26 protein-coding genes are annotated in these 25,166 nt (G+C 55.9%); 20 read left to right on the top strand and 6 right to left on the bottom strand.

All coding sequences use genetic code 11. From position 1 onward, the window contains the following. The first annotated feature begins 90 nt into the window (after positions 1-90). Positions 91-1,629, top strand: a complete 1,539-nt coding sequence (murJ, locus tag IFU29_RS06365; RefSeq protein ID WP_191933192.1) for a murein biosynthesis integral membrane protein MurJ — start codon at positions 91-93, stop codon at positions 1,627-1,629. A 62-nt stretch (positions 1,630-1,691) separates the two neighbouring features. Here the strand turns inward: murJ and flgN are convergent, their stop codons facing one another. The 3 genes from flgN to flgA all read right to left on the bottom strand — a co-directional run bounded on the left by flgN (position 1,692) and on the right by flgA (position 3,202). Further along, positions 1,692-2,123, bottom strand: coding sequence for a flagellar export chaperone FlgN (gene flgN / locus IFU29_RS06360; RefSeq protein WP_191933191.1), 432 nt, complete (start codon positions 2,121-2,123; stop codon positions 1,692-1,694). A gap of 3 nt (positions 2,124-2,126) precedes the next feature. Beyond that, positions 2,127-2,429 (bottom strand): flagellar biosynthesis anti-sigma factor FlgM, encoded by a 303-nt coding sequence (flgM, locus tag IFU29_RS06355; protein ID WP_191933190.1) that lies wholly within the window; start codon positions 2,427-2,429, stop codon positions 2,127-2,129. A gap of 104 nt (positions 2,430-2,533) precedes the next feature. Beyond that, the gene (gene flgA / locus IFU29_RS06350; RefSeq protein ID WP_191933189.1) at positions 2,534-3,202 is read right to left on the bottom strand and encodes a flagellar basal body P-ring formation chaperone FlgA; all 669 of its coding nucleotides are present in this window, start codon (positions 3,200-3,202) and stop codon (positions 2,534-2,536) included. A 155-nt stretch (positions 3,203-3,357) separates the two neighbouring features. Between flgA and flgB the strand changes: the two genes are divergently transcribed. From flgB to flgL, 11 genes are all read left to right on the top strand, one after another. After that, on the top strand, positions 3,358-3,771 hold the full coding sequence (gene flgB, locus IFU29_RS06345; protein ID WP_154750752.1) for a flagellar basal body rod protein FlgB: 414 nt from the start codon (positions 3,358-3,360) through the stop codon (positions 3,769-3,771). Positions 3,772-3,774: 3 nt separating this feature from the next. Next, a complete protein-coding gene (gene flgC / locus IFU29_RS06340) occupies positions 3,775-4,179 on the top strand; it encodes a flagellar basal body rod protein FlgC (protein ID WP_062743747.1) in 405 nt (134 codons plus the stop codon). 11 nt (positions 4,180-4,190) lie between these two features. Continuing rightward, entirely contained in the window at positions 4,191-4,862 is a 672-nt protein-coding gene (gene flgD, locus IFU29_RS06335; protein WP_062743746.1) for a flagellar hook assembly protein FlgD, read from the top strand. 30 nt (positions 4,863-4,892) lie between these two features. Beyond that, on the top strand, positions 4,893-6,101 hold the full coding sequence (gene flgE / locus IFU29_RS06330; RefSeq protein WP_191933188.1) for a flagellar hook protein FlgE: 1,209 nt from the start codon (positions 4,893-4,895) through the stop codon (positions 6,099-6,101). Between the two features lie 21 nt (positions 6,102-6,122). Beyond that, a complete protein-coding gene (locus tag IFU29_RS06325) occupies positions 6,123-6,878 on the top strand; it encodes a flagellar basal body rod protein FlgF (protein WP_191933187.1) in 756 nt (251 codons plus the stop codon). A 15-nt stretch (positions 6,879-6,893) separates the two neighbouring features. After that, positions 6,894-7,676, top strand: a complete 783-nt coding sequence (flgG, locus tag IFU29_RS06320; protein WP_191933186.1) for a flagellar basal-body rod protein FlgG — start codon at positions 6,894-6,896, stop codon at positions 7,674-7,676. An 86-nt stretch (positions 7,677-7,762) separates the two neighbouring features. Continuing rightward, complete coding sequence (locus tag IFU29_RS06315; RefSeq protein ID WP_062743742.1) at positions 7,763-8,464, top strand: flagellar basal body L-ring protein FlgH; 702 nt, start codon at positions 7,763-7,765, stop codon at positions 8,462-8,464. 9 nt (positions 8,465-8,473) lie between these two features. Further along, complete coding sequence (locus IFU29_RS06310; protein ID WP_062743741.1) at positions 8,474-9,580, top strand: flagellar basal body P-ring protein FlgI; 1,107 nt, start codon at positions 8,474-8,476, stop codon at positions 9,578-9,580. After that, complete coding sequence (gene flgJ, locus IFU29_RS06305; RefSeq protein WP_062743740.1) at positions 9,580-10,521, top strand: flagellar assembly peptidoglycan hydrolase FlgJ; 942 nt, start codon at positions 9,580-9,582, stop codon at positions 10,519-10,521. The genes IFU29_RS06310 and flgJ overlap by 1 nt, the downstream gene beginning before the upstream one ends. Positions 10,522-10,651: 130 nt before the next feature. Further along, complete coding sequence (gene flgK, locus IFU29_RS06300; protein ID WP_191933185.1) at positions 10,652-12,295, top strand: flagellar hook-associated protein FlgK; 1,644 nt, start codon at positions 10,652-10,654, stop codon at positions 12,293-12,295. Positions 12,296-12,318: 23 nt separating this feature from the next. Beyond that, the gene (gene flgL, locus IFU29_RS06295; protein ID WP_191933184.1) at positions 12,319-13,284 is read left to right on the top strand and encodes a flagellar hook-associated protein FlgL; all 966 of its coding nucleotides are present in this window, start codon (positions 12,319-12,321) and stop codon (positions 13,282-13,284) included. A gap of 95 nt (positions 13,285-13,379) precedes the next feature. On the opposite strand, the gene IFU29_RS06290 is transcribed toward flgL, so the two are convergent. Further along, a complete protein-coding gene (locus IFU29_RS06290; protein ID WP_191933183.1) occupies positions 13,380-14,129 on the bottom strand; it encodes an NAD-dependent epimerase/dehydratase family protein in 750 nt (249 codons plus the stop codon). A 146-nt stretch (positions 14,130-14,275) separates the two neighbouring features. Further along, complete coding sequence (gene rne / locus IFU29_RS06285; RefSeq protein ID WP_191933182.1) at positions 14,276-17,902, bottom strand: ribonuclease E; 3,627 nt, start codon at positions 17,900-17,902, stop codon at positions 14,276-14,278. A 691-nt stretch (positions 17,903-18,593) separates the two neighbouring features. Here rne and rluC point away from each other — a divergent pair. After that, complete coding sequence (gene rluC / locus IFU29_RS06280; RefSeq protein WP_191933181.1) at positions 18,594-19,556, top strand: 23S rRNA pseudouridine(955/2504/2580) synthase RluC; 963 nt, start codon at positions 18,594-18,596, stop codon at positions 19,554-19,556. 41 nt (positions 19,557-19,597) lie between these two features. On the opposite strand, the gene IFU29_RS06275 is transcribed toward rluC, so the two are convergent. Then, positions 19,598-20,185 (bottom strand): Maf family protein, encoded by a 588-nt coding sequence (locus IFU29_RS06275; protein WP_191933180.1) that lies wholly within the window; start codon positions 20,183-20,185, stop codon positions 19,598-19,600. Between the two features lie 142 nt (positions 20,186-20,327). Here IFU29_RS06275 and yceD point away from each other — a divergent pair, with 142 nt between their 5' ends. The 7 genes from yceD to acpP all read left to right on the top strand — a co-directional run bounded on the left by yceD (position 20,328) and on the right by acpP (position 25,136). Then, the gene (yceD, locus tag IFU29_RS06270; RefSeq protein ID WP_062743733.1) at positions 20,328-20,849 is read left to right on the top strand and encodes a 23S rRNA accumulation protein YceD; all 522 of its coding nucleotides are present in this window, start codon (positions 20,328-20,330) and stop codon (positions 20,847-20,849) included. 14 nt (positions 20,850-20,863) lie between these two features. Beyond that, complete coding sequence (gene rpmF, locus IFU29_RS06265; RefSeq protein ID WP_003849870.1) at positions 20,864-21,034, top strand: 50S ribosomal protein L32; 171 nt, start codon at positions 20,864-20,866, stop codon at positions 21,032-21,034. 22 nt (positions 21,035-21,056) lie between these two features. Then, the gene (plsX, locus tag IFU29_RS06260) at positions 21,057-22,091 is read left to right on the top strand and encodes a phosphate acyltransferase PlsX (RefSeq protein WP_191933179.1); all 1,035 of its coding nucleotides are present in this window, start codon (positions 21,057-21,059) and stop codon (positions 22,089-22,091) included. Between the two features lie 6 nt (positions 22,092-22,097). Further along, positions 22,098-23,051: a beta-ketoacyl-ACP synthase III gene (locus tag IFU29_RS06255; protein WP_191933178.1), complete on the top strand. Its 954-nt coding sequence runs from the start codon at positions 22,098-22,100 to the stop codon at positions 23,049-23,051. Between the two features lie 16 nt (positions 23,052-23,067). Next, positions 23,068-23,997 (top strand): ACP S-malonyltransferase, encoded by a 930-nt coding sequence (gene fabD / locus IFU29_RS06250; protein ID WP_191933177.1) that lies wholly within the window; start codon positions 23,068-23,070, stop codon positions 23,995-23,997. Positions 23,998-24,010: 13 nt separating this feature from the next. Next, the gene (gene fabG, locus IFU29_RS06245) at positions 24,011-24,745 is read left to right on the top strand and encodes a 3-oxoacyl-ACP reductase FabG (RefSeq protein ID WP_062743729.1); all 735 of its coding nucleotides are present in this window, start codon (positions 24,011-24,013) and stop codon (positions 24,743-24,745) included. Positions 24,746-24,899: 154 nt separating this feature from the next. Further along, positions 24,900-25,136, top strand: a complete 237-nt coding sequence (gene acpP / locus IFU29_RS06240; protein WP_004157115.1) for an acyl carrier protein — start codon at positions 24,900-24,902, stop codon at positions 25,134-25,136. Positions 25,137-25,166: the final 30 nt, after the last annotated feature.

The following is a 25,166-nucleotide window of genomic DNA, read 5'->3' as shown; positions in this document are numbered from 1 at the left end:
AGTAGACTATCCACACCCTAAACGGACCGGATCTCACCGGACCTCTCTTGTTGCAAGCCGGTCTTCCCGGATACCTGAATCAGGATATACATGAACCTGTTGAAATCACTGGCGGCGGTCAGCTCCATGACCCTGTTTTCACGCGTGCTGGGTTTTGCGCGTGATGCCATCGTCGCGCGCGTATTCGGCGCAGGCATGGCGACGGATGCCTTCTTTATCGCCTTTAAGCTGCCCAACCTGTTGCGTCGTATTTTTGCGGAAGGGGCTTTTTCTCAGGCCTTTGTGCCTATCCTTGCGGAGTACAAAAGTAAGCAGGGTGAAGAAGCGACAAAAGTGTTTGTGGCCTATGTTTCCGGACTGCTGACGCTGGCGCTGGCGATTGTCACTGTCGCGGGGATGTTCGCCGCCCCGTGGGTGATCCTGATCACCGCTCCGGGCTTTGCGGACACGCCCGATAAGTTTGCCCTGACCTCCTCACTGCTGCGCGTCACATTTCCCTATATTTTGCTGATTTCGCTGGCGTCGCTGGCGGGGGCGATCCTCAATACCTGGAACCGCTTCTCCGTGCCGGCCTTTGCCCCTACGCTGCTAAACGTCAGCATGATCGGCTTTGCCGTCTTTGCCGCACCGTACTTCCATCCGCCGATCATGGCGCTGGCCTGGGCGGTGGTGGCAGGCGGGGTGTTACAGCTGGGCTATCAGCTCCCGCACCTGAAGAAAATCGGCATGCTGGTGCTGCCGCGTCTGAATCTGAAGGATGCCGGCGTATGGCGCGTGATGCGTCAGATGGGCCCGGCGATCCTCGGCGTGTCAGTCAGTCAGATTTCCCTGATCATCAACACCATCTTTGCCTCTTTCCTGGTGTCAGGCTCCGTCTCCTGGATGTACTACGCCGACCGTCTGATGGAATTTCCATCCGGGGTGCTGGGCGTCGCGCTCGGTACTATCCTGCTGCCGTCACTGGCAAAAAGCTTTGCCAGCGGTAATCAGGATGAGTATTCCCGGCTGATGGACTGGGGGCTGCGGCTCTGCTTCCTGCTGGCGCTGCCCAGCGCCGTCGCGCTGGGTATCCTGGCAAAGCCGCTGACCGTGTCGCTGTTCCAGTACGGTAAATTCAGCGCGTTCGATGCGGCAATGACCCAGCGCGCGCTGGTGGCCTATTCGGTCGGGTTGATGGGGCTGATTGTCGTGAAAGTGCTGGCACCGGGCTTCTATTCCCGTCAGAACATTAAAACCCCGGTGAAAATTGCGCTGTTCACGCTGGCCGCCACTCAGCTGATGAACCTTGCCTTTATTGGCCCGCTAAAACATGCGGGGCTGTCGCTGTCGATCGGTCTGGCGGCCTGCCTCAATGCGGCACTGCTTTACTGGCAGTTGCGTAAACAGGATATTTTCCAGCCACAGCCGGGCTGGTTCAGCTTCCTCGTCCGTCTGGTCGTTGCCGTGGTGATGATGGCTGCGGCGTTAGTGGGCATGATGCTGCTGATGCCAGACTGGGCGACCGGCAATATGCTGTCGCGCCTGCTGCGACTGGCGGCAGTCTGCGCGGTGGGCGGCGGTGTCTATTTTGCCGTGCTGGCGCTACTGGGGTTCCGCCCGGCACACTTCTCCCGCCGTTCGGCGGTGTGAACAGAAAAACCCCGCAGCGCAAAAGCGCTGCAGGGTAAAGTCTGACAATGGCTGACGGAGACTCAGGCTTTGCGGCTGACCGGAGCGCTGGTTACCGCATGACCGTCAGGGCCATAAAATTTTTGTGACTGATAAGGCTTCAGTACCTGCAACGCATGCTCGTTATGACTGATTTGATGATTGAGCAGCATACCGTTGTGTAGATTGGTATCACGCAGTTTTACCGTCTGATCCTGAATAGATGACCAGCGACGCGCCAGTTCGGGGTGCCGGCTATAGGGCACATGGGTTCCACTGGCTTTTTCCGCGTCACGACGCATCTCTTCCAGGAAGTTGAGGGTAGCCAGTAAAGAGCTTTTATCCTCGGTAATTCGCTGTAATAAGCTGCTGTTAACCTGACCTGCTGAGAGCTGTTCCTGCTCTGCATTCATGACATCGGCCAGCGATGACAGAACTTCAAGCATTTTATCAAGGGCGTTTTGCAGCTTATCCATGGGTTAATTACCTTGCAGTGAGTCTTTAGCTTCCTGAATCAGCGCGTCGGCAATTTTGCCGGTGTCCATCTTCAGTTCGCCGTTGCGAATTGCGTTCTTCAGCTCTTCCACACGAACAGTATTAATGTCCTGTGCGCTGGCTTTGGTCAGCTGTGACTGGGCACCGCTGAGGACAACCTGAGTACCGTTTGGCGTGGCCGCAGCTTTACTTTCTGCCGCACGGGCTTTCGGCTGGGCAACATCATTGGTGTCACGTTGCTGAACGGTACTTGCTGGTTTCAGTGGCTGGGTTCTGTCGATGCTCATATGCGCTCCTGTTAACTCAGACATGCGGGTCTGATGTTCAATATTCTAATAGTAAAATGGCCGTTATTAACACTATCGGCAGAACTGAGGCCTACTTTAGTGGTTTATAGCGTTATCAGAATATTCCCATTAGCGTCGACCTTACCCATCACAATCTGTCCTGAATTCATTCGTACTCTGACCGTCTGCAGGGCGGCGGCATTGTTCATCGCCTTACCCTCGCTGCTGATGTTAAAACCATCACCGCTGGCGGTGATGGTGACCGTCTGACCGGCCTTCACCCGCCATGGCTGGCGCATCATCATCTGGGTCACGGGCTGTCCTGGCGTGATGTCACGCAGGGCGATGGCACCGACTGCCTCCTCCGCTTTCATTACCGTACGGGCGGGGAGGGTATCCAGCCGACCCTGTTCCAGGCGCATATCATCCGCGCTGATGGTGGCACCCCGTAAGACCTGGCGGGTGGCGACCAGATAAGTACCGGTAACCTGAACCTGGACCTGGATATAACGGCGATTCTGTTCGCAGTTGGCCGCGACGCTGATATTGCCCCACATGCGGCTATTGCCGGGCAGGGAGAACTTCGGCTGTTCACAGGCGGGCCACATCCGCTGTGGCGTTTTCACCACTACGGTCATGTTATCGGCAGCCTGTCCGCTTTGCCCATAGCGGTTTTTGAAAAATTCATTGAGCTGTGCGTTAAGGTCAGCAGCACTGGCAGAGGCGCTTATCAGAACCAGTAAAACGGCCAGCAGTCTTGTCATTCCTCGCATCAGGGCTTCCTCTTAATCAACCTGGCACTGATTCTACCCCTCCGCACATATTGTCAAGGCGCAAATTAGCGACGCTTTTTAGCGCTATTCAAACGATAGCCCTTTCCCCCCGGCGATTATGCTGTCAGCTCTAAATTCTCACTTGCGGAGGACGCATGCTCGACAAACTGGACGCAGCACTACGGTTTAATACCGAAGCCCTGAACCTGCGTGCACAGCGACAGGAAATCCTGGCATCCAATATCGCTAACGCTGACACGCCAGGCTATCAGGCACGCGATATCGATTTCGCCAGCCAGATGAACAAAGTGCTGGAACAGGGGCGCGCGCAGGGTTCCGGTCTGTCGCTGGCGGTGACGTCGGCACGCCATATTCCTGCAGAAAATCTTCAACCGCCTTCGATGGATCTGATGTACCGCGTTCCTGACCAGCCTGCGCTGGACGGTAACACGGTAGATATGGACCGCGAACGCACAGAGTTTGCCGATAACAGTCTGAAATATCAGACGGATTTGATGGCTATCAGCAGTCAGATTAAGGGCATGATGTCTGTGCTACAGGGGCAATAACGCATGGCACTTTTGAATATTTTTAATATTGCCGGTTCGGCAATGGCTGCACAATCACAGCGTCTTAACGTCAGCGCCAGTAACCTGGCCAACGCCGACAGCGTCACCGGGCCGGACGGTCAGCCCTACGTGGCGAAGCAGGTCGTGTTTCAAACCGACGCGGCACCGGGTTCGCCTACCGGTGGCGTCAAAGTGGCTCAGGTGATCGACGATCCGGCCCCGGCGCGTCTGGTCTATGAACCCGGTAACCCGATGGCAGATGCCAAAGGCTACGTAAAAATGCCCAATGTGGATGTTGTGGGTGAAACGGTGAACACCATGTCGGCCTCGCGCAGTTATCAGGCCAATGTCGAGGTTTTAAACACCGTTAAACAAATGATGTTGAAAACCTTAACCATGGGTCAATAAGGAGCTTCCCGATGAGTATTGCTGTTGGTGTAAATGAGAAGCAGGCTACCACCACGCTGCAGTCTTCTTCGTCTTCTTCTGATACGTCAGCGGCGGACTTACAGAGTAACTTCCTGACGCTGCTGGTAACCCAGCTGCAGAACCAGGACCCGACGAACCCGATGGACAACAGCCAGCTGACCTCGCAGCTGGCGCAGATCAACACCCTGAGCGGGATTGAGAAGCTGAACACTACCCTCGGTTCGATCTCCGGCCAGATTACTTCCGGTCAGTCTTTACAGGCGTCGACGCTGATCGGTCACGGTGTGATGGTCAACGGGTCACAAATTCTGGTCGGTAAAACCACCACCACGCCATTTGGTGTGGAACTGGGGCAGGCCTCAACCTCGACGACCGCCACCATTAAAGATGCTGGCGGTGCCGTGATCCAGACCATTGACCTCGGCGCACAGACCGCTGGCGTGCATACCTTCCAGTGGGATGGTAAAGCCGCGGATGGCACCGCCGCCGCCGACGGCAAATATACCGTTTCCATCAGCGCCAGCAATGCTACTGGCCAGCTGGTGGCACAGCCGCTGAACTATGCATTGGTGAGCGGCGTCAGTAGCGGCTCAAAAGGCGCAGTACTTGACCTTGGCACCATGGGTACGACCACCCTGGATAACATACGTCAGATTATTTAATCCACTAATTTATGCTTCAGGAGTGACAACATGGGCTTTTCACAGGCAGTCAGCGGCTTAAACGCAGCATCGAGCAACCTCGACGTTATTGGTAACAACATCTCCAACTCCGCGACAGCGGGTTTTAAATCCAGCACCGTCGCGTTTGCCGATATGTTTGCCGGATCAAAAGTCGGTCTGGGTACCAAGGTTGCGGCCGTGGTGCAGGACTTTAACGACGGTACCACCACCACCACCAGCCGTGGTCTTGATGTGGCGATCAGCCAGCAGGGCTTCTTCCGCATGGCGGATGCCAGCGGTGCCGTGTACTACAGCCGTAACGGCCAGTTCACCCTCGACGCCGATCGTAATATCGTCAACATGCAGGGTCTGCAGCTGACCGGCTATCCGGCCACCGGCACACCGCCAACTATCCAGACCGGTGCTAACCCGGTAGGCCTGAGTGTACCCACCGGCGGCATGTCGGCTAAAGCCACCACAACGACATCGATGACGGCTAACCTGAACTCTACGGACACCATTAAGCCTGTTGCTGATTTGAAAATTGATGATCCTACGACATCTAACGCCAAGTCAGCGATGACCACGTTTGACTCACTGGGTAACACACACATTATCAACCTGTACTTTAACAAGACAGCAGATAACAAGTGGACGGTTACACCGGTAGATTCGTCAACCGGAACCACGGGCACGCCAACCAATCTGGAGTTTGATACCAGCGGTAACCTGACTACCCCGGCAAGCGGTCTGGTCGGCTTCACCATGGGCTCCCTGAACGGTTCAGCAGGCCCGACCAATCTGACTGTGGATATCACCGGCAGCCTGCAGCAGAACAACGGCACCACCACCTTTGGTAACCCGGTTCAGAATGGCTATAAGCCTGGCGAACTGACCAGCTATCAGATCAATGATGATGGCACGCTGGTCGGGACCTATTCCAACGAACAGACTCAGGTGCTGGGTCAGATCGTGCTGGCTAACTTCGCTAACCCGGAAGGCCTGAAGTCGGAAGGTGACAACGTGTGGTCTGCCACCTCTTCATCTGGTCAGGCGCTGACCGGCATCGCCGGTACCGGTAACCTCGGTACGCTGACCGCCGGTGCGCTGGAGTCTTCGAACGTTGATCTGAGTAAAGAGCTGGTGAACATGATCGTCGCGCAGCGTAACTATCAGTCAAACGCGCAGACCATCAAAACTCAGGACCAGATCCTTAACACGCTGGTCAACCTGCGTTAATACGGTTAACAGGGGAGTCCAATGGATCACGCAATCTATACCGCAATGGGGGCTGCCAGTCAGACCCTCGATCAGCAGGCAGTGACGGCGGCCAACCTGGCCAACGCCGCCACACCGGGCTTCCGTGCGCAGCTCAGCGCTGCGCGTGCGGTTCCGGTGGAAGGCCTGTCACTGCCCACCCGTACGCTGGTCACGGCGTCAACGCCGGGAGTAGATATGACGCAGGGCGCGCTGGATTACACCGAGCGTGCGCTGGACGTGGCGATGCAGGGAGACGGCTGGCTGGCAGTGCAGACTGCCGACGGCACCGAAGCCTACACCCGCAACGGTAATATGGAAGTCAGCCCGGCCGGGCAGCTTACCGTACAGGGCAACGTGGTGATGGGCGACGGTGGGCCGATTGCGGTGCCGCAGGGCGCTGAACTCACCATCGCGGCTGACGGTTCGATTACCGCGCTGAATCCGGGTGATGCCCCGAACGCGACGGTGCAGCTGGGCAGGCTCAAGCTGGTGCAGGCGACCGGCAGCGAGCTGACGCGTGGCGATGACGGCATGTTCCGCGTCTCCGCCAGCGCAGTGGCACAGCGTGGTGCCACCCTGGCCAACGACCCGACGATGAAAGTGATGCCGGGCGTGCTGGAAGGCAGCAACGTCAGTACCACGCAGACCATGGTCGATATGATCGCCAACGCCCGTCGTTTCGAGATGCAGATGAAAGTCATTTCCAGCGTCGATGAAAACGAACAAAGAGCCAACCAGCTGCTGTCAATGAGCTGACCAGAGGAATAACACATGATCCGTTCTTTATGGATTGCCAAAACCGGCCTTGACGCCCAGCAGACCAACATGGACGTTATTGCCAACAACCTGGCAAACGTCAGCACCAACGGCTTTAAACGTCAGCGCGCGGTGTTTGAAGACCTGATGTACCAGACCATGCGTCAGCCAGGGGCTCAGTCGTCAGAACAGACAACGCTGCCTTCAGGTTTACAGATTGGTACGGGTGTCCGTCCGGTTTCTACCGAACGTCTGCACAATCAGGGCAACCTGTCGCAGACGGACTCATCGAAAGATGTGGCGATCAGTGGTCAGGGCTTCTTCTCGGTGCAGATGCCGGATGGAACGACCGCCTATACCCGTGATGGCTCATTCCAGACCGATCAGAATGGCCAGCTGGTGACCAACAGCGGTTTCCCGGTACAGCCTGCCATCACCATTCCCCCGAATGCCCTTAGCATGACGGTCAGCCGTGACGGTGTGGTGAGCGTTACGCAGCAGGGGCAGACCAACCCGGTACAGGTAGGCCAGCTGACGCTGAGTACTTTTATCAATGACGCCGGTCTGGAAAGTATGGGTGAGAACCTTTACCAGGAAACGCAGGCCTCGGGTGCTCCGACGGAGAGTAACCCGGGCAATAACGGCGCAGGTACGCTGTATCAGGGATACGTTGAAACGTCGAACGTTAACGTAGCGGAAGAGCTGGTCAGCATGATCCAGACTCAGCGCGCTTACGAAATTAACAGTAAGGCGGTCAGTACGTCTGACCAGATGCTGGCGAAGCTGACTCAGCTGTAAGTGTAAAACGGCCTGTCTGACCGTTACAGGTGCCGGGCTTGCCCGGCCCGTTAATAAAATATTCTCGTAATGAAAGGTTTATATCCATGGCGCAGCAGATCTCATTGCCTGGACGTTTGTTAGTGGCCACGCTGCTGCTAACGCTTAACGGTTGTGCGTTAGTTCCCCGTAAGCCACTGGTGGAAGGTTCGACAACGGCCCAGCCGATGCCTGCTTCGCCTGCGTTGGTCAACGGCTCTATTTTTCAGGGCGTGATGCCGATGAACTACGGCTATCAGCCGCTGTTTGAGGATCGACGCCCGCGTAATATTGGCGACACGTTAACCATCACGCTGCAGGAAAATGTCAGCGCGAGTAAGAGTTCTTCAGCCAATGCCGGACGTGATGGCAGCAGTAGCTTTGGGCTGTCTGCCACACCGCGTGCCCTGGTCGGACTGCTGGGCGGCGACAAAGCCACCTTCGCCGGGGAAGGCAAAAATGATTTTTCTGGCAAAGGGGGCGCTTCGGCGAACAACACCTTCACCGGCACCATCACCGTTACCGTTAATCAGGTCCTGCCGAACGGCAACCTGAATGTGGTCGGTGAGAAACAGATTGAGATTAATCAGGGAACAGAGTTTATCCGCTTCTCCGGCGTGGTTAACCCCCGCACGATTAGCGCCAGCAACAGCGTTGTTTCTACTCAGGTGGCCGATGCCCGCATTGAATACGTCGGTAACGGCTATATCAATGAAGCGCAGAATATGGGCTGGCTGCAGCGGTTCTTCCTGAACATATCACCGATGTAAGAGGTTTTAATGCGTAATGTACTGATTCGATTTGCCCTGCTGCTGATGGTGGGGTTCAGCACCCTGGCTCAGGCCGATCGTATTCGCGATCTCACGACGGTGGGCGGCGTGCGCGATAACTCCCTTATCGGCTACGGCCTGGTGGTGGGGCTGGATGGCACCGGTGACCAGACGACGCAGACGCCGTTTACCACGCAGAGCCTGAGTAACATGCTTTCGCAGTTGGGGATCACCGTGCCGACCGGCACCAATATGCAGCTGAAAAACGTGGCGGCAGTGATGGTCACTGCCAAGCTGCCGGCGTTTGGCCGTCAGGGCCAGGTGCTGGACGTCGTGGTGTCCTCCATGGGGAACGCCAAAAGTCTGCGCGGCGGTACGCTGCTGATGACACCGTTGAAAGGGGTGGATAACCAGGTGTATGCGCTGGCGCAGGGGAATATTCTGATCGGCGGGGCCAGTGCGGCCGCCGGCGGCAGCAGTGTGCAGGTGAACCAGGTCAACGGCGGGCGGATCACCGGCGGTGCCACCATTGAGCGTGAGCTGCCGAACAACTTCGGCACCAGCAACGTGGTCAGTCTCTACCTCAATCAGGAAGATTTCAGCATGGCGCAGCGCATCAGCGACGCCATTAACAGCCGGGGCGGTTACGGTATGGCCCAGGCCGTTGACGGCCGCACCGTGCAAATCCGCTCGTCAGCGAACAGCACTTCTCAGGTGCGCCTGCTGGCAGATATTCAGAACATTGACGTTTCGGTGCCGATCCAGGATGCCAAAGTGATCATCAACTCACGCACCGGCTCGGTAGTGATGAACCGTGAGGTGATGCTGACACAGTGCGCCATCGCGCAGGGCAGCCTGTCAGTTACCGTGAACCAGACGCAAAACGTCAGCCAGCCGGATACGCCGTTTGGCGGCGGTCAGACGGTGGTGACACCACAGACTCAGATCGATCTGCGTCAGAGCGGTGGGGCGTTACAGACCGTCAATGCCAGCGCCAACCTGAACAGCGTAGTGCGGGCGCTTAACGCGCTGGGCGCAACGCCTATCGACCTGATGTCGATTCTGCAGTCCATGGAAAGCGCAGGCTGTCTGCACGCAAAACTGGAAATTATCTGATGACCGACCACAGCCAGTCTCTGACCAGCGCGGCGTATGACAGCCGCTCGCTAAACAACCTGAAACGCCTGGCGGGCAACGATCCGAAAGCCCATGCGCGGGAAGTGGCCAAACAGGTCGAAGGGATGTTTGTACAGATGATGTTGAAAAGTATGCGCCAGGCGCTGCCTCAGGATGGCCTGATGAGCAGCGAACAGACGCGGCTTTATACCTCCATGTACGATCAGCAGATTGGCCAGCAGATCGGGGCGAAAGGCCTCGGTCTGGCAGATCTCATTGTTAAACAGATGGAAGGCCAGAAGCCGCTGAATGAAAAAGCGGGTACGGTGCCCATGCCGCTGGATAAGAGCTTTATTAACACGTTACCGCCGATTGCAATGGAGCAGATTGTCCGCAAGGCGGTGCCGCGTTTCTCTTCCCATGAGATGCCGCTGTCGGGAGATAACGGTGACTTTATCGCCATGCTGTCGAAACCGGCGCAGGCAGCGAGTGAGCAAAGCGGTATTCCTCATCACCTGATCCTTGCGCAGGCTGCGCTGGAATCCGGCTGGGGTCAGCGTCAGATCCTCACCCGCGACGGTAAGCCGAGCTATAACGTCTTCGGCATTAAAGCCACGGGCAGCTGGCAGGGCAAGACCACCGATATCATGACCACCGAATTCGAAAACGGTGAGGCGAAGAAGGTAAAGCAGAAATTCCGCGTTTATGACTCCTACTTCGATGCCCTGAACGACTACGTCAAACTGTTGAGTAACAACCCGCGCTACGCCGCAGTGACCACCGCATCTTCACCCGAGCAGGGCGCACAGGCGTTGCAGGCCGCGGGGTATGCGACCGATCCTAAGTATGCACAGAAACTGGTCGGCATGATCCAGCAGTTCAAAAGCATGGGTGAAAAAGTGGTCAAAGCCTACAGCCAGGATATTGGCGATTTGTTTTAAAAATGTGGGGAGAAGGCTCAAGTTTACCCCGATTTAACCGATAACCTTTTCAGGCCGGATGGGGTTAACCCGCTTCCGGCAAATGATTCGTCAATGCTGGCTCGCAGTTGCCGGTTAACAAGGAACCGAAATGGCAAACTTAATTAATACCGCAATGAGCGGGTTAAGCGCCGCATCCGCCGCGCTGAATACCACCAGTAACAACATCACTAACTATGCCGTTACCGGTTATTCACGCCAGACCACCGTGCTGGCTCAGGCGAACAGTACCCTGAGCGGTAACAATTATTACGGCAACGGGGCGAATGTCTCGACAGTCTATCGCGAATACGATCAGTTCATCACCAACCAGCTGCGTGCGGCCAGCGCACAGTCCAGCGCGATCACTACCCAGTACGGTCAGATCTCCAGTCTTGATGACATCTTTTCCAGCACCACGAATACGCTGTCGACCAATATTCAGGACTTTTTCAGCTCGCTGCAGACGCTGTCCAGCAATGCCAGCGACTCCTCTGCGCGCCAGGCCGTCATCGGCAAAGCGCAGGGACTGGTGAATCAGTTCCAGGTGACCGATACCTATTTATCGAATCTCGACAGCAGCGTGAACACCTCGGTGAAGGCAACTGTCGACCAGATTAATAACTACGCCAAACAGATCGCGAACGTTAATCAGCAGATCACTAAGCTGAAGGGCGCTGGTGCGGGCAGCGAACCGAATAATTTACTGGATCAGCGCGATCAGCTGGTCAGTGAGCTGAATAAGCTGGTGGGGGTGAATGTCAGCCAGCAGAATGGCGGCAGTTACAATATCTCCATCGGCAACGGTATCTCCCTGGTGCAGGGTGACACCTACAGCCAGCTGGCGGCGGTGCCGTCCAGCGCCGATCCGGCGCGTACCACACTCGCCACCGTCGATCCGGCTACGGGCGCAAAAACGCAGTTCTCTGAAAAGCTGATCACCACCGGTTCACTGGGTGGCCTGCTGGCGTTCCGCAGCGATCTTGACGGCGCACGCAATCAGGTCGGCCAGCTGGCGATGGCGCTGGGTACCAGCTTTAACGCCCAGCATATGCAGGGCAAAGATAGCCAGGGCGAGGACGGCGGCGCTTTCTTCAGTCTTGGCAAGCCTTCTGTACTGGCTAACACCAACAATACCGGTGGCGCGTCCCTGACGGCCACGTGGAGTGATACCACTAAGGTGCAGGCGTCTGATTACTCTGTCAGTTACGACGGCACTAACTGGACGGCGACCCGTCTGTCGGATAACACCAAGTCAACGGTAACCGTTGATGCTACGGCGAAGACGCTGTCATTTGACGGTCTTTCCGTTGCGTATGACCAGCTGCCCGCCAGTAAAGACAGCTTTACCATCAAGCCGGTTGCAAGTGTAGTCAGTGACATGAGCGTGCTGGTGACCAAGGAGTCTGAGCTGGCTGCCGCCAGTTCGACGGGGGGCGCGAGCAACAATGAGAATGTGCAAAAGCTGCTGGCCTTGCAGACCGCGAACGTGATCAACGGTAAGAGCACCCTGACGCAGGGTTACGCCAGCCTGGTGGCTGAGGTGGGTAACAAAACCAGTACGCTGCAAACCACCAGTAAGACCCAGACGGCCGTGGTAACGCAGCTGACCAACCAGCAGCAGTCGGTTTCCGGGGTTAACCTCGATGAAGAGTATTCGAATCTGACGCGCTATCAGCAGTACTACATGGCCAATGCCCAGGTATTGCAGACCGCTTCCACCATTTTTCAGTCACTGATTAGTGCTGTCAGCTAATTTATTGCAGAGGAATTAATACCATGCGACTCAGTACCGGCATGATCTATGACCAGCAGATGCGCGGCATCCAGACTTCTCAGGCGAGCTGGCTGAAAGTGGGTGAACAGCTCGCGACCGGCAACCGGGTGAACCGACCGTCGGACGATCCGGTGGCCGCAGCGCAGGCGGTGGTAGTGTCCCAGGCTCAGGCGGAAACCGCCCAGTACAAAACGGCGCGCGTGTTTGCCACACAGAACCAGTCGACGGAAGATACCACGCTGAAACAGGCGGTGGACGTTATCATCAGCGCGCAGACTACGGTAGTGGCTGCATCCAACGGTATCTTATCTGACACAGACCGCGCCTCTTATGCGACGCAGTTAGAAGGGATTCGTGCACAGATGCTGAACCTGGCCAACAGCACCGACGGCAATGGCCGTTATGTATTTGCCGGTTATGAAAGCGATACGCCACCGTTTGTGACGGATGCGAACGGAAACACCACTTATCAGGGCGGGGATACACCCATTTCCCAGAAGGTGGATGCCAGCCGTACGCTGATCATCAACCACACCGGTGCGCAGATATTCGACTCACTCACCAGCAGCGCGGTGAAAGAGCCTGACGGTACGGCCAGTGAAAGTAATATCTTTACCATTCTGGATACGGCGATCAAATCGCTGAAGGTCCCGCTGGAAAATGCCGACCAGGCGGCGGTGGATGCCGAGGCCCTTAATATGGGTAAAGCCAACCGCGGACTGCGCAATGCGCAGGAAAACGTGTCAGCGGTTCGTGCACAGATTGGTACCAATCTTGATGAACTGGGGAAACTGGATGCGAAAGGGGATGACACCACGCTCAGTCTGAAAAATAAGGTCAGCGGACTGATCGGCGCAGATACGACCGAAACCATTTCCAGTTACACCATGCAGCAGGCCGCCCTGCAGGCGTCCTATACCGTATTCCAGCAGATGTCCAAGCTGTCACTGTTTAGTTTGAATCGATAATCTGACATCAGAATTTGAACGTGCTTTAACCGGGTACGTTCAGTTTGTCCCGCTGCCGACAGCTCTCTGTTGGCAGCGGGTTTTTTTTGCCGCCGTTAAAAGATCGACTGTTCCGGGACAAATTCGCTGAAAGCATTATCCCGGGGCTGATAGCCCAGCACCTCGCGAGTCTGACTCAGATCAAATCGTTTAAACCGGTTATCTGAGATCCCGTAGCCAATAAAGAACGTAATATTTTCTGCCGTTACCGCTGCGGTCAGCAGCCTGACGCCATCCTCCGGACTGAGCCAGGCGCTGTAGTCTCTGGCGTTTTTCAGGTTGCTGGGGCAGCGGGTTTCAAATGCCCCTATCCGCAGTGCCACGCAGCTTATGCCGCGCTGAGTGGCGTAAAAGGAGCAGAGTGCTTCCCCGTAGCATTTCGTCACGCCGTATAAATTGGCCGGAGCCACCGCCATACCCGGGTGGATCTGCACGTCTTCAGGATACCCTTCGATAGTCTGTGCGCTGCTGGCAAAAATAAAGCGCGGGCAGGGGGTATGCGACACGGCTTCAAGCAGGTAAGTCGTAGATAAAATATTGGCGGGCAGCAGGTCTTCGAAAGCCGCACCGGCATCGGGAATGCCGGCCAGATGAATCACCGCATCAAACGTCTCTCCGCGCAACAGCTCGGCAGCCACCCCCGGCAGCGAGAGGTCAGCTGGAATAAACCGGTGCGGAGAAGGTACATCGTAAGCCGGCAGGCTAAGGTCGGTCAGTACGAAGCGCCAGCTCTCCTTCATGGCATTGAAAAAGGTACGCCCGATGCGCCCACTTGCGCCGGTGAGGAGAATATTTTTAACGGTCACGCTGTCAGCCTTTGGGTTGAAAACAGGACAGCCACTCTGCCACAGCCCGGGGGGAAGGTGAAACAGAGAAAAAGGTATTCAGTGAAGTGAGGGCATAAAAAAAGCCCTGACCAGAGGTCAGGGCCTGATTGACGCTTTATCCGGTATTAAGGACGCGTGGCCGGAGCCGTCGCCTGGTGGGTCGCCGCGTGGCCGCCAGCAGATCCCTTACCTTCAAAGTTAAAGTCCGGACGCACCCAGTCGCTCTGAGGTGGGGTCTCTGGCTGGTAAGCCGGAGCCGGTGCTTTTGTCATCGGTGCCGTGGCATGCAGCTTGAAGTTGCTCTGAGCCGGTTGTGCAGCGGGCACGATTTCAGCCTGAGCCGTTTCAGTAACAACCGGTGCGTTAACAACAGGTTCAGCCGCGACAGGTGTCTCTGCTTCAGCGACAGGTTCATCGCGGGCAGGGACAGGCGCATGCGGTTCCTGAGTAACAACGGGTTCCGCTGCCACTTCCGGTGCATGAAGCACTTCAGCAACCTGCTGCTCAAGCGCGTCGCTGACTTCAACCGGCGCGGCGTGAGCAATCTCGGCTGCCTGCTGCTCAGGTGCAGCCTGCTTCGCTTCTTCAACGATTTCAGCCACGGCATCAACGGCAACGAAGGCCGGTTCTGTCTGAACGTCGTCTGCCGAAACAGACGCGGCAGCGGTCTCTTCTGCGACAGCTTCATCAGCAGAAGAGATGACGGCCGGCTCTTCACTTACCGGTGCATCGATGGCCGACGTCTCTTCCGCGATCACCGGAGTGATTTCTGGCAGATTTTCAGGCTGGGGTTCCGCAAGCTGCACAGGGGCTGCCTGTTCTGCTGCCGGAGCTTCAATTGCAGAAGCTTCTGCAACAGGAGCGACAACAGCGGGTTCATGGTTTTCATCCTTCGCGCTGATGATGCTGTCTGCGGCTGCTACGGCCTGTGGCGCATCAACGTCAGCGTGGCCGTAAGCAGGAACCACAGAATGGCCAGGTTCTTCATGCGTTTCGTGATCGCTGCCCTGTGCTACCGGGTAAGACACCCATACTTTACCGGAAGCCATTTCTGGTGATGCAGCAGCATTAGCCAGCGGCATCGGTGACTGTGTTGGGTAGCGCTCATCACGGTAACGACGACGACGCTGGCCACTCACGCGCAGGTGGCGCGGTGAACGACGTGAACGACGTGGCATGTTGTTGCCATCGCGATCGTCACCGTCTGCCACTTCGGCCACGGTTTCGCTGGCGACAGGCTGTTCAGCCGGGGCCGTTTCTTCAGTGTCAAACGAGCGGGCTGCGGTCTGTTCAGCGGTTTCGATACGCACCTTCTGGTTCAACTGGCGCGGCTTACGACGCGGCATGACCTGTACGTTCTCTTCCTGCTCTTCCAGATTCTCAGCGGTTTCAATCAGCGGCTCAACGATCGGCTCTTCCTGCACAACCGGGCGCTTTTCTTCCTGGTTCTGACCAGGACGACGACGCTGACGCTCCTGACGCGGCGGACGAGCCGGCGTGGTTTCGCTGCGTTCAAACTCATCCGGCACCATACGCTCGCTGCGGGCATCATTCTGCGGCGCGTTGCGCTTGTTGTTACGACGGTCGTCACGGCCTTCGTTATTGCGTTCGCGCGGGGCGCGCTCGGTGCGCTCACTGCTGCGGTCGGTATTACGCTCACTGCTGCGGTCGGTATTACGCTCACTGTTGCGGTCGTTACGTTCACCGTTGCGGTCGTTACGTTCACCGTTGCGGTCGTTACGTTCGCCGTTGCGGTCGTTACGTTCACCGTTGCGGTCGTTACGTTCGCCATTGCGGTCGTTACGTTCGCCATTGCGGTCGCTACGCTCGCCGTTGCGTTCGTTACGATCGCCATAACGTTCATTACGCTCGCCGTTGCGGTCGCGACGGTTGTTGTTCTGACGGCGGTTATTGCGACGTTCACCACGCGCTGGGGTGGCTGCTTCGGTCGGTTTTTCTTCTGCAACCGGCGGCTGAGGCTGTTCAGCCGGTTTCTCTTCGGCAGCAAACAGCTTTTTCAGCCCGCTGAGTAAGCGGCTGACCAGACCCGGCTGCGCAGCGGCGGCAGGGGCTTTGACCTGTAGTTGTGCAACCGGCTGAGTCACGGCCACTTCTGCGGTTTCTTCCTGTGGCGCTGGTGGCGCATCAGGCATGACGAAGGCGGCGAGGGCAGGCTGCTCAGGGCGCTTGCGCTCGGCGTGCTCTTCTTCAGAAGGCAGCGCCATTTCGGCTTCGTGCAGTTTAGGCAGATGGTAACTGAGTGTCTGCGTTTCTTCGCCGGTGCGAACGCGCAGCACCGAGTAGTGTGGTGTCTGCATATTATCGTTAGGGACGATAATTGCTTTGACGCCACCCTGGCGTTTTTCAATGGCACTGACGGCTTCACGCTTCTCGTTCAGCAGGTAAGAGGCAACCTGGACAGGCACGATGGCATGCACTTCTTTGGTGTTCTCTTTCAGCGCTTCTTCTTCAATCAGACGCAGAATGGACAGTGCAAGAGATTCGTTATCACGGATGGTGCCGGTGCCGCTACAGCGCGGGCAAACGTGATGGCTGGACTCACCCAGCGACGGGCTGAGGCGCTGACGCGACATTTCCAGCAGGCCGAAGCGAGAGATATGGCTGATCTGAATACGGGCACGATCCTGACGCACGGCTTCGCGCAGGCGGTTTTCTACCGCACGCTGGTGACGGACGGGTGTCATATCGATAAAGTCGATAACGATCAGGCCACCCAGGTCACGCAGGCGCAGCTGGCGGGCAATTTCGTCAGCGGCTTCAAGGTTGGTGTTAAACGCCGTTTCTTCAATGTCGCCGCCGCGCGTGGCGCGTGCAGAGTTGATGTCAATGGCGGTCAGCGCTTCGGTGGAGTCGATAACAATCGAGCCGCCGGAAGGAAGACGCACTTCGCGCTGGAAGGCAGATTCAATCTGCGATTCGATCTGGTAATGACTGAACAGCGGGATTTCACCGGTGTACAGTTTAATTTTGCTGCTGAAATCCGGACGGCCCAGGGCGGCGATATGCTGACGAGCCAGCTCAAGCACTTTCGGGTTATCGATCAGGATTTCGCCGATGTCCTGGCGCAGGTAATCACGGAAGGCACGGACAATCACGTTGCTTTCCTGATGGATCAGGAACGGCGCAGGGCGGCTGTCAGCGGCTTTTTTAATGGCTTCCCAATGCTTCAGACGGAAGCTCAGATCCCACTGCAGCGCATCAGCTTGCTTGCCTACGCCTGCGGTGCGGACAATCAGACCCATGCCGTCTGGCAGTTCCAGAGCGGAAAGGGCCTCTTTCAGTTCGGTGCGGTCATCCCCTTCGATACGACGTGAAATACCGCCGGCTCGTGGGTTGTTTGGCATCAGAACCAGATAGCTCCCTGCCAGACTGATAAAGGTGGTCAGGGCTGCGCCTTTATTGCCACGTTCTTCTTTATCGATCTGGACGATGACTTCCTGACCTTCACGCAGTACATCCTTAATGTTTGGACGACCATGGGCGTTATAGTTAGCAGGGAAGTATTCGCGGGAAATTTCTTTCAGAGGTAGGAAACCGTGCCGTTCAGCGCCGTAATCAACAAATGCGGCTTCAAGGCTGGGTTCAATGCGGGTGATCTTGCCTTTGTAGATGTTGGCTTTTTTCTGTTCGTGTCCAGGGCTTTCAATATCCAGATCGTACAGACGTTGTCCGTCAACGAGGGCGACACGCAACTCTTCTTGTTGAGTTGCGTTTATCAACATTCTTTTCATCGTAACTTACTCATTATTCTTACATTAGTGACAAAGCTGCGGGCAAAGTAACGCTGGACGTCAGAAACCGATGACCCCGTGTCTCATCGCAAAGCCGTCAACCTCCCGGTTGTCAGCAGCTAAAGGGGCGCAAATACTCGGTAGCCTGTTTTACATATGGAAAAACAGCGCATTTGTGGGGGGAACCGCCAGTAAGGATACCAGGTGAACCAATCCCGTTTTATCGTCCAGGCTGCAACCCGCAGCCCGCTAAATGCCTGATTGCACAATACGTCTTACGCCATTGCTGCGTGTATGCGCTATCCTGCAAAATTTCTCACCCTTAATCTTCCGAGCCACAGCCCTGTTAGCTGCTCTTATTCGCCGCGGATACCGACTTATGTCCGTTTCCAGGGTTTATTTCGCCTGCTGCCTCGCTGCAACACGAAATCAAAGGGGTGTACGCTATCTATTCCCTTGCATTCACAAGTCTTAGCGTAAAAAACGGAGATATTATTCCATTGCTAAGGCGGTGATCGCAAGGTGACTTTATCCGCGTTGAGAAGTTTCTCTCAGCTTTTAGAACGTATTGCAGTGCTTTTCAGCAGATTGTCTAAAAACCGGTCACAACTTCCTGCGGTAACCGTCTCCGTCAGTTAAGCACAGAAAAAGAGGTGGCGCTATCACAGCGCACTATTTAGAATCGCCAACCATGAAAACCAATACTCCAGCCGTACATTTTATTGCCATTTCTGCCGATGAGGCAGGACAACGTATCGATAACTTTTTGCGTACCCATCTTAAAGGGGTGCCGAAAAGTATGATTTATCGCATTTTGCGTAAAGGCGAAGTGCGGGTGAACAAGAAACGCATCAAACCGGAATATAAGCTGGAAGCCGGGGATGAGGTGCGCATCCCCCCCGTGCGGGTCGCGGAACGTGAGGATGATAATCTGTCACCGAAGCTGGCGAAGGTCGCTGCGCTGGAACAGGCTATTGTCTTTGAAGACGAACATATTCTGGTGATGAACAAACCGTCCGGCACCGCCGTGCACGGAGGAAGTGGCCTCAGCTTCGGGGTGATTGAAGGATTACGTGCTCTGCGCCCCGATGCCCGTTTCCTGGAGCTGGTACACCGCCTGGATCGCGACACCTCCGGTATTCTGCTGGTGGCCAAGAAGCGATCTGCGCTGCGTTCGCTGCATGAACAGCTGCGAGAAAAGGGCATGCAGAAAGATTACCTCGCCCTGGTTCGCGGGCAGTGGCCTTCACATGTGAAAGCCGTGCGGGCTCCCTTACTGAAAAATATCCTGCAAAGCGGTGAACGTATCGTCAAGGTTAACAGTGAAGGTAAACCGTCAGAAACGCTGTTTAAGGTGGAAGAGCGCTATGCGGTGGCAACGCTGGTGAAAGCCAGCCCGGTGACAGGACGCACGCATCAGATTCGCGTACACACCTTACATGCCGGGCATCCTATCGCCTTTGACGACCGCTACGGTGAAGAGGAGTTTGACCAGCAGCTAAAAGGCACCGGCCTTAAACGCCTGTTCCTCCACGCCGCTGCGTTGCGTTTCACCCACCCCGGCACGGGCGAAGTGATGCGGGTAGAGGCACCGCTGGATGACGAACTGAAGCGTTGCCTGGCGGTTTTACGTAAAACTACGCTTCCGCTGTAAGCCGTTATGGACGGCCCCGGCCGTCCTGTTCCTTTTCTTCCTTATAATGCCGTCAGCGGATCCACGCCTGCGGCCCGCAGCATATCGCACAGGGCGATCAGCGGCAGACCGACCAGCGTATTCGGGTCACGTCCGGACAGGCGGTCGAACAGCGTAATGCCGAGCCCCTCACTTTTAAAACTTCCGGCACAGTTCAGCGGCTGCTCCTTACTCACGTAAGTGGCAATCTCGCCCTCGGTCAGCGTGCGGAAATCCACGCTGAAGGGTTCACACACCACCTGCAATGAGCCGTCGCGGCTGTCACAGAGTGCCAGGCCGGTATAGAACACCACGCTGTGACCGCTGGCGGCGCGCAGTTGCTCCCGGGCCCGGGTTTCGGTATGCGGCTTCCCGCAAATTTTCCCGGCCACTACGCAGACCTGATCGGAACCGATAATCAGGTGGTCGGGATAACGTTCTGCCAGCGCCCGGGCTTTAGCGGCGGCCAGTCTGACCACTAACTGCGTGGCATCTTCATTCGCCAGTGGAGTTTCATCGACCTCGGGGGCAGCGGTAATAAAGGGCAGTTCCAGCTTGGCTAATAAAGCTTTTCGGTAATCCGACGTTGAGGCTAATACCAGTTGTCGCATTATTTTTTCCATAATAGATAGCGAATCAGTGGCAGGCATTTTAAACTATGCGCCGCACTGGATGCGAATGATGGGTGAAAGATGCCGTAATACGGCCTTTTTCTTTGACTCTATGTCGTTACAAAGTTAATATGCGCGCCCTATGCAAAAGGTAAAATTACCCCTGACTCTCGATGCGGCTCGTACCGCTCAAAAACGCCTGGACTACCAGGGTGTTTACACCCCTGAACAGGTTGAGCGGATTGCTGAGTCGGTAGTGAGTGTGGACAGTGATGTAGAATGTGTCATGTCGTTCGCGATTGACGAACAGCGTCTGGCAGTACTGAAAGGTACGGCCGAAGTCTCTGTGACGCTGTGCTGCCAACGCTGCAACAAGACATTTCCACAGCACGTCCACGTATCGTACTGTTTCAGCCCGGTCGTCACTGACGAACAGGCCGAAGCACTGCCGGAAGCGTACGAGCCGATCAACGTCAACGAGTTTGGCGAAACCGATCTGCTGGCAATGGTGGAGGATGAAATCATTCTCGCCCTGCCTGTCGTTCCGGTGCATGATTCTGAACACTGTGAAGTGTCCGAGGCGGACATGGTCTTTGGCAAGTTGCCTGCAGAGGCAGAAAAGCCAAATCCATTTGCCGTATTAGCCAGTTTAAAGCGTAAGTAATAGGAGTAAGGTCCATGGCCGTACAACAGAATAAACCAACCCGTTCCAAACGTGGCATGCGTCGTTCACACGATGCGCTGACCACAGCAGCACTTTCCGTAGATAAAGTTTCTGGCGAAACGCATCTGCGTCACCACATCACTGCGGATGGTTACTACCGCGGTCGCAAGGTCATCGTTAAGTAATTCCGCGGTTCGCGGCGCTACTTTGACACGGTTGACCCTGGCGATAGATGCCATGGGCGGGGACTTCGGTCCCTGCGTGACAGTGCCTGCATCACTGCAGGCACTGGAATCTAATCCGCATCTGCATCTCCTTCTGGTCGGTGACCCCGACACCATCACGTCATTACTTGCCAAAGCTGATTCTGCCCTCAGGGCGCGTCTGCAGATCATTCCTGCCGAATCGGTTATTGCCAGTGATGCCAGGCCTTCACAGGCGATCCGCGCCAGTCGCGGAACCTCCATGCGCATTGCGCTGGAGCAGGTGAAAGAGGGGCAGGCGCAGGCCTGCATCAGCGCAGGCAATACCGGCGCACTGATGGGGCTGGCTAAATTATTATTAAAACCGCTGGACGGCATTGTTCGCCCGGCGTTAATGACCGTGTTACCGCATCAGCATCAGGGTAAAACCGTGGTACTGGATCTGGGTGCTAACGTTGACTCAGACAGTGCGATGCTGGTGCAATTTGCCGTTATGGGTGCGGTGATGGCTGAAGAAGTTTTAGCTATCCAGCGGCCACGAGTGGCATTGTTAAATATTGGTCAGGAAGAGACCAAAGGGTTAAGTTCGATCCGTGATGCCGCGGCGATTCTGCGCGCAACGCCAGAACTTAACTATATTGGATACCTTGAAGGCAACGATCTTCTTACCGGTAAAACAGACGTGCTTGTTTGCGATGGCTTTGTCGGCAACGTCACGTTGAAAACGATGGAAGGCGTGGTAAGAATGTTTCTTTCGCTGTTGAAATCACAGGGCGAAGGTAAAAAGAAGGCCTGGTGGTTGAGGTTACTGGGGCGCTGGATCCAGAAGCGCCTGGCGAAGAAATTCGGCCATCTCAACCCCGACCAGTACAATGGCGCCTGTCTGTTAGGGTTACGCGGTACCGTAATTAAGAGCCACGGTGCAGCGAATCAACGCGCATTTACGGTAGCGATCCAACAGGCAGAGCAGGCGGTGCGGCGGCAAGTTCCCGAGCGGATTGCTGCCCGCCTTCAAGCTGTATTACCTAAGAGTGACTGAGCGTACATGTATACGAAGATTATCGGTACGGGCAGCTATTTGCCCGAGCAGGTGCGGACTAACGCCGATCTGGAAAAAATGGTGGAAACGTCAGACGAGTGGATTGTCACCCGTACTGGCATTCGTGAACGTCGTATCGCAGGCCTGGATGAAACCGTGGCGACCATGGGCTTCCACGCCGCTGAGCGCGCGCTGGAAATGGCCGGTATCGATAAAAATGATATCGGTTTGATCGTGGTGGCAACAACCTCCTCCAGCCATGCCTTCCCCAGTTCAGCCTGCATGATCCAGCAGATGCTGGAGATTGACGATGCGGCGGCATTCGATCTTGCGGCGGCTTGTGCAGGGTTTACCTATGCACTTAGCGTGGCCGATCAGTACATCAAGAACGGTGCGGTGAAACACGCCCTGGTCATCGGTGCAGATGTGCTGGCCCGCATGCTTGACCCGAACGATCGCGGTACCATCATTCTGTTTGGTGATGGCGCAGGCGCTGTTGTGCTGGGGGCGAGCGAAGAGCAGGGGATTATCTCTACGCATCTTCACGCTGATGGACGCTATGGCCAGCTGCTGACGCTGCCGAATCAGGATCGTGCAAACCAGGACCAGCCGGCGTATGTCACCATGGCGGGTAACGAAGTGTTCAAGGTCGCGGTCACTGAACTGGCACATATCGTCGATGAGACGCTGGAAGCCAACAAGCTCGATCGTTCGTCGATCGACTGGCTGGTACCGCACCAGGCCAATCTGCGTATTATCAGCGCCACGGCCCGCAAACTGGGCATGGACATGGATAAAGTGGTGGTGACACTCGATCGTCATGGCAATACCTCGGCCGCGTCGGTGCCGACTGCCCTTGATGAAGCGGTACGTGATGGCCGTATTCAGCGTGGTCAGTTAATTCTGCTGGAAGCTTTTGGTGGCGGGTTCACCTGGGGTTCTGCACTGGTTCGCTTTTAATTAACAGGAAATCACAATGACGCAATTTGCAATGGTCTTCCCGGGGCAGGGATCGCAAACGCAAGGCATGCTGGCCGATCTGGCGGCAGCCAACCCGATTGTAGAGAAAACCTTCCGTGAAGCTTCGGACGCACTGGGTTACGATCTCTGGCAACTGGTGCAACAGGGCCCTGCGGAAGAATTGAACAAAACATGGCAAACTCAGCCTGCTTTGCTGGCTGCTTCTGTTGCCATTTTCCGCGTTTGGCAGGAAAAAGGCGGAAAAGCGCCGTCAATGCTTGCAGGGCACAGCCTGGGTGAGTACAGTGCGCTGGTTTGTGCAGGTGTCATTGCGTTTACTGATGCGATTAAGCTGGTTGAACTGCGCGGCAAACTGATGCAGGAAGCCGTTCCGGAAGGGACGGGGGCCATGCAGGCTATTATTGGCCTGGACGATGCGTCCATCGCCAAAGCCTGTGAAGAGTCGGCTCAGGGGCAGGTTGTCTCGCCGGTGAACTTTAACTCACCGGGCCAGGTAGTGATTGCGGGAAACAAAGAAGCCGTTGAGCGTGCGGGTGCTGCCTGTAAGGCCGCCGGCGCTAAGCGCGCACTGCCGCTGCCTGTCAGCGTACCGTCACACTGTGCGCTGATGAAGCCTGCCGCAGACAAATTAGCCGCAGCGCTGGATGCACTGACGTTCAACGCCCCGGCCTTCCCGGTGGTCAATAACGTTGATGTGAAGTGCGAGACATCACCGGAAGCGATTCGCAGTGCGCTGGTGCGTCAGCTGTATAATCCGGTACGCTGGACCGGTTGTGTCGAATTTATGGCCGCGCAGGGCATGACGTCACTGCTGGAAGTGGGTCCAGGTAAAGTGTTGACCGGGCTGACGAAACGTATTGTTGACACCCTGACGGCGGCGGCGGTAAACGACCAGGCCAGCCTGTCAGCGGCGCTGGAACAATAACACGGAGATAAACATGAACTTCGAAGGTAAAATCGCGCTGGTCACCGGTGCAAGCCGTGGGATCGGCCGTGCGATTGCAGAAACCCTGGTGGCACGCGGTGCCAAAGTGGTGGGAACTGCGACCAGCCAAAGCGGTGCCGACGCTATCAGTACCTATCTGGGTGATAACGGTAAAGGCCTGCTGCTGAATGTGACCGATTCTGCTTCGATTGAGAGCGTGTTGGAAAATATTCGCGCCGAATTTGGCGAAGTGGACATTTTAGTCAATAATGCAGGCATCACGCGTGATAATCTTCTGATGCGCATGAAGGATGACGAGTGGCAGGATATCCTGGACACCAATCTGACTTCAGTATTCCGTCTGTCAAAAGCGGTAATGCGTGCCATGATGAAAAAACGCGCGGGTCGAATTATTACCATTGGCTCCGTCGTTGGAACAATGGGTAATGCGGGTCAGGCAAACTACGCGGCAGCAAAAGCGGGTTTGATTGGCTTTAGCAAGTCACTGGCGCGCGAAATCGCGTCCCGTGGCATTACTGTTAACGTCGTGGCACCTGGTTTTATTGAAACCGACATGACGCGTGCACTGAGCGAAGATCAGCGTGCGGGCATTCTGGCGGAAGTCCCTGCAGGTCGCCTCGGCGGCGCGCAGGAAATCGCCAATGCCGTTGCATTTTTAGCCTCTGACGAGGCAGCGTACATCACTGGTGAGACGCTGCACGTCAATGGCGGAATGTACATGGTCTGAAAATCACGAAAAATATTTGCGTTATTTGGGGTTAAGGCCGCAAAATAGCGTAAAATCGTGGTTGGACCAGCCGGGATTTAGTTGCATCTTTTTCAACATTTTATACACTACGAAAACCATCGCGAAAGCGAGTTTTGATAGGAAATTTAATAGTATGAGCACTATCGAAGAACGCGTTAAGAAAATCATTGGCGAGCAGCTGGGCGTTAAGCAGGAAGAAGTTGTTAATACTGCCTCTTTTGTAGAAGATCTGGGCGCTGATTCTCTTGATACCGTTGAGCTGGTAATGGCTCTGGAAGAAGAGTTCGACACCGAGATTCCGGACGAAGAAGCTGAGAAAATCACTACCGTTCAGGCTGCTATTGATTACATCAATGGTCACCAGGCATAAGTGAGCATCTCCAGGCGGTCATTCGACCGC

Source organism: Erwinia persicina (assembly GCF_014838825.1).
Taxonomy (GTDB): domain Bacteria; phylum Pseudomonadota; class Gammaproteobacteria; order Enterobacterales; family Enterobacteriaceae; genus Erwinia; species Erwinia persicina_A.
The sequence above is the reverse complement of the archived record's forward strand: the minus strand, read 5'-3'. Positions and strand labels throughout refer to the sequence as shown.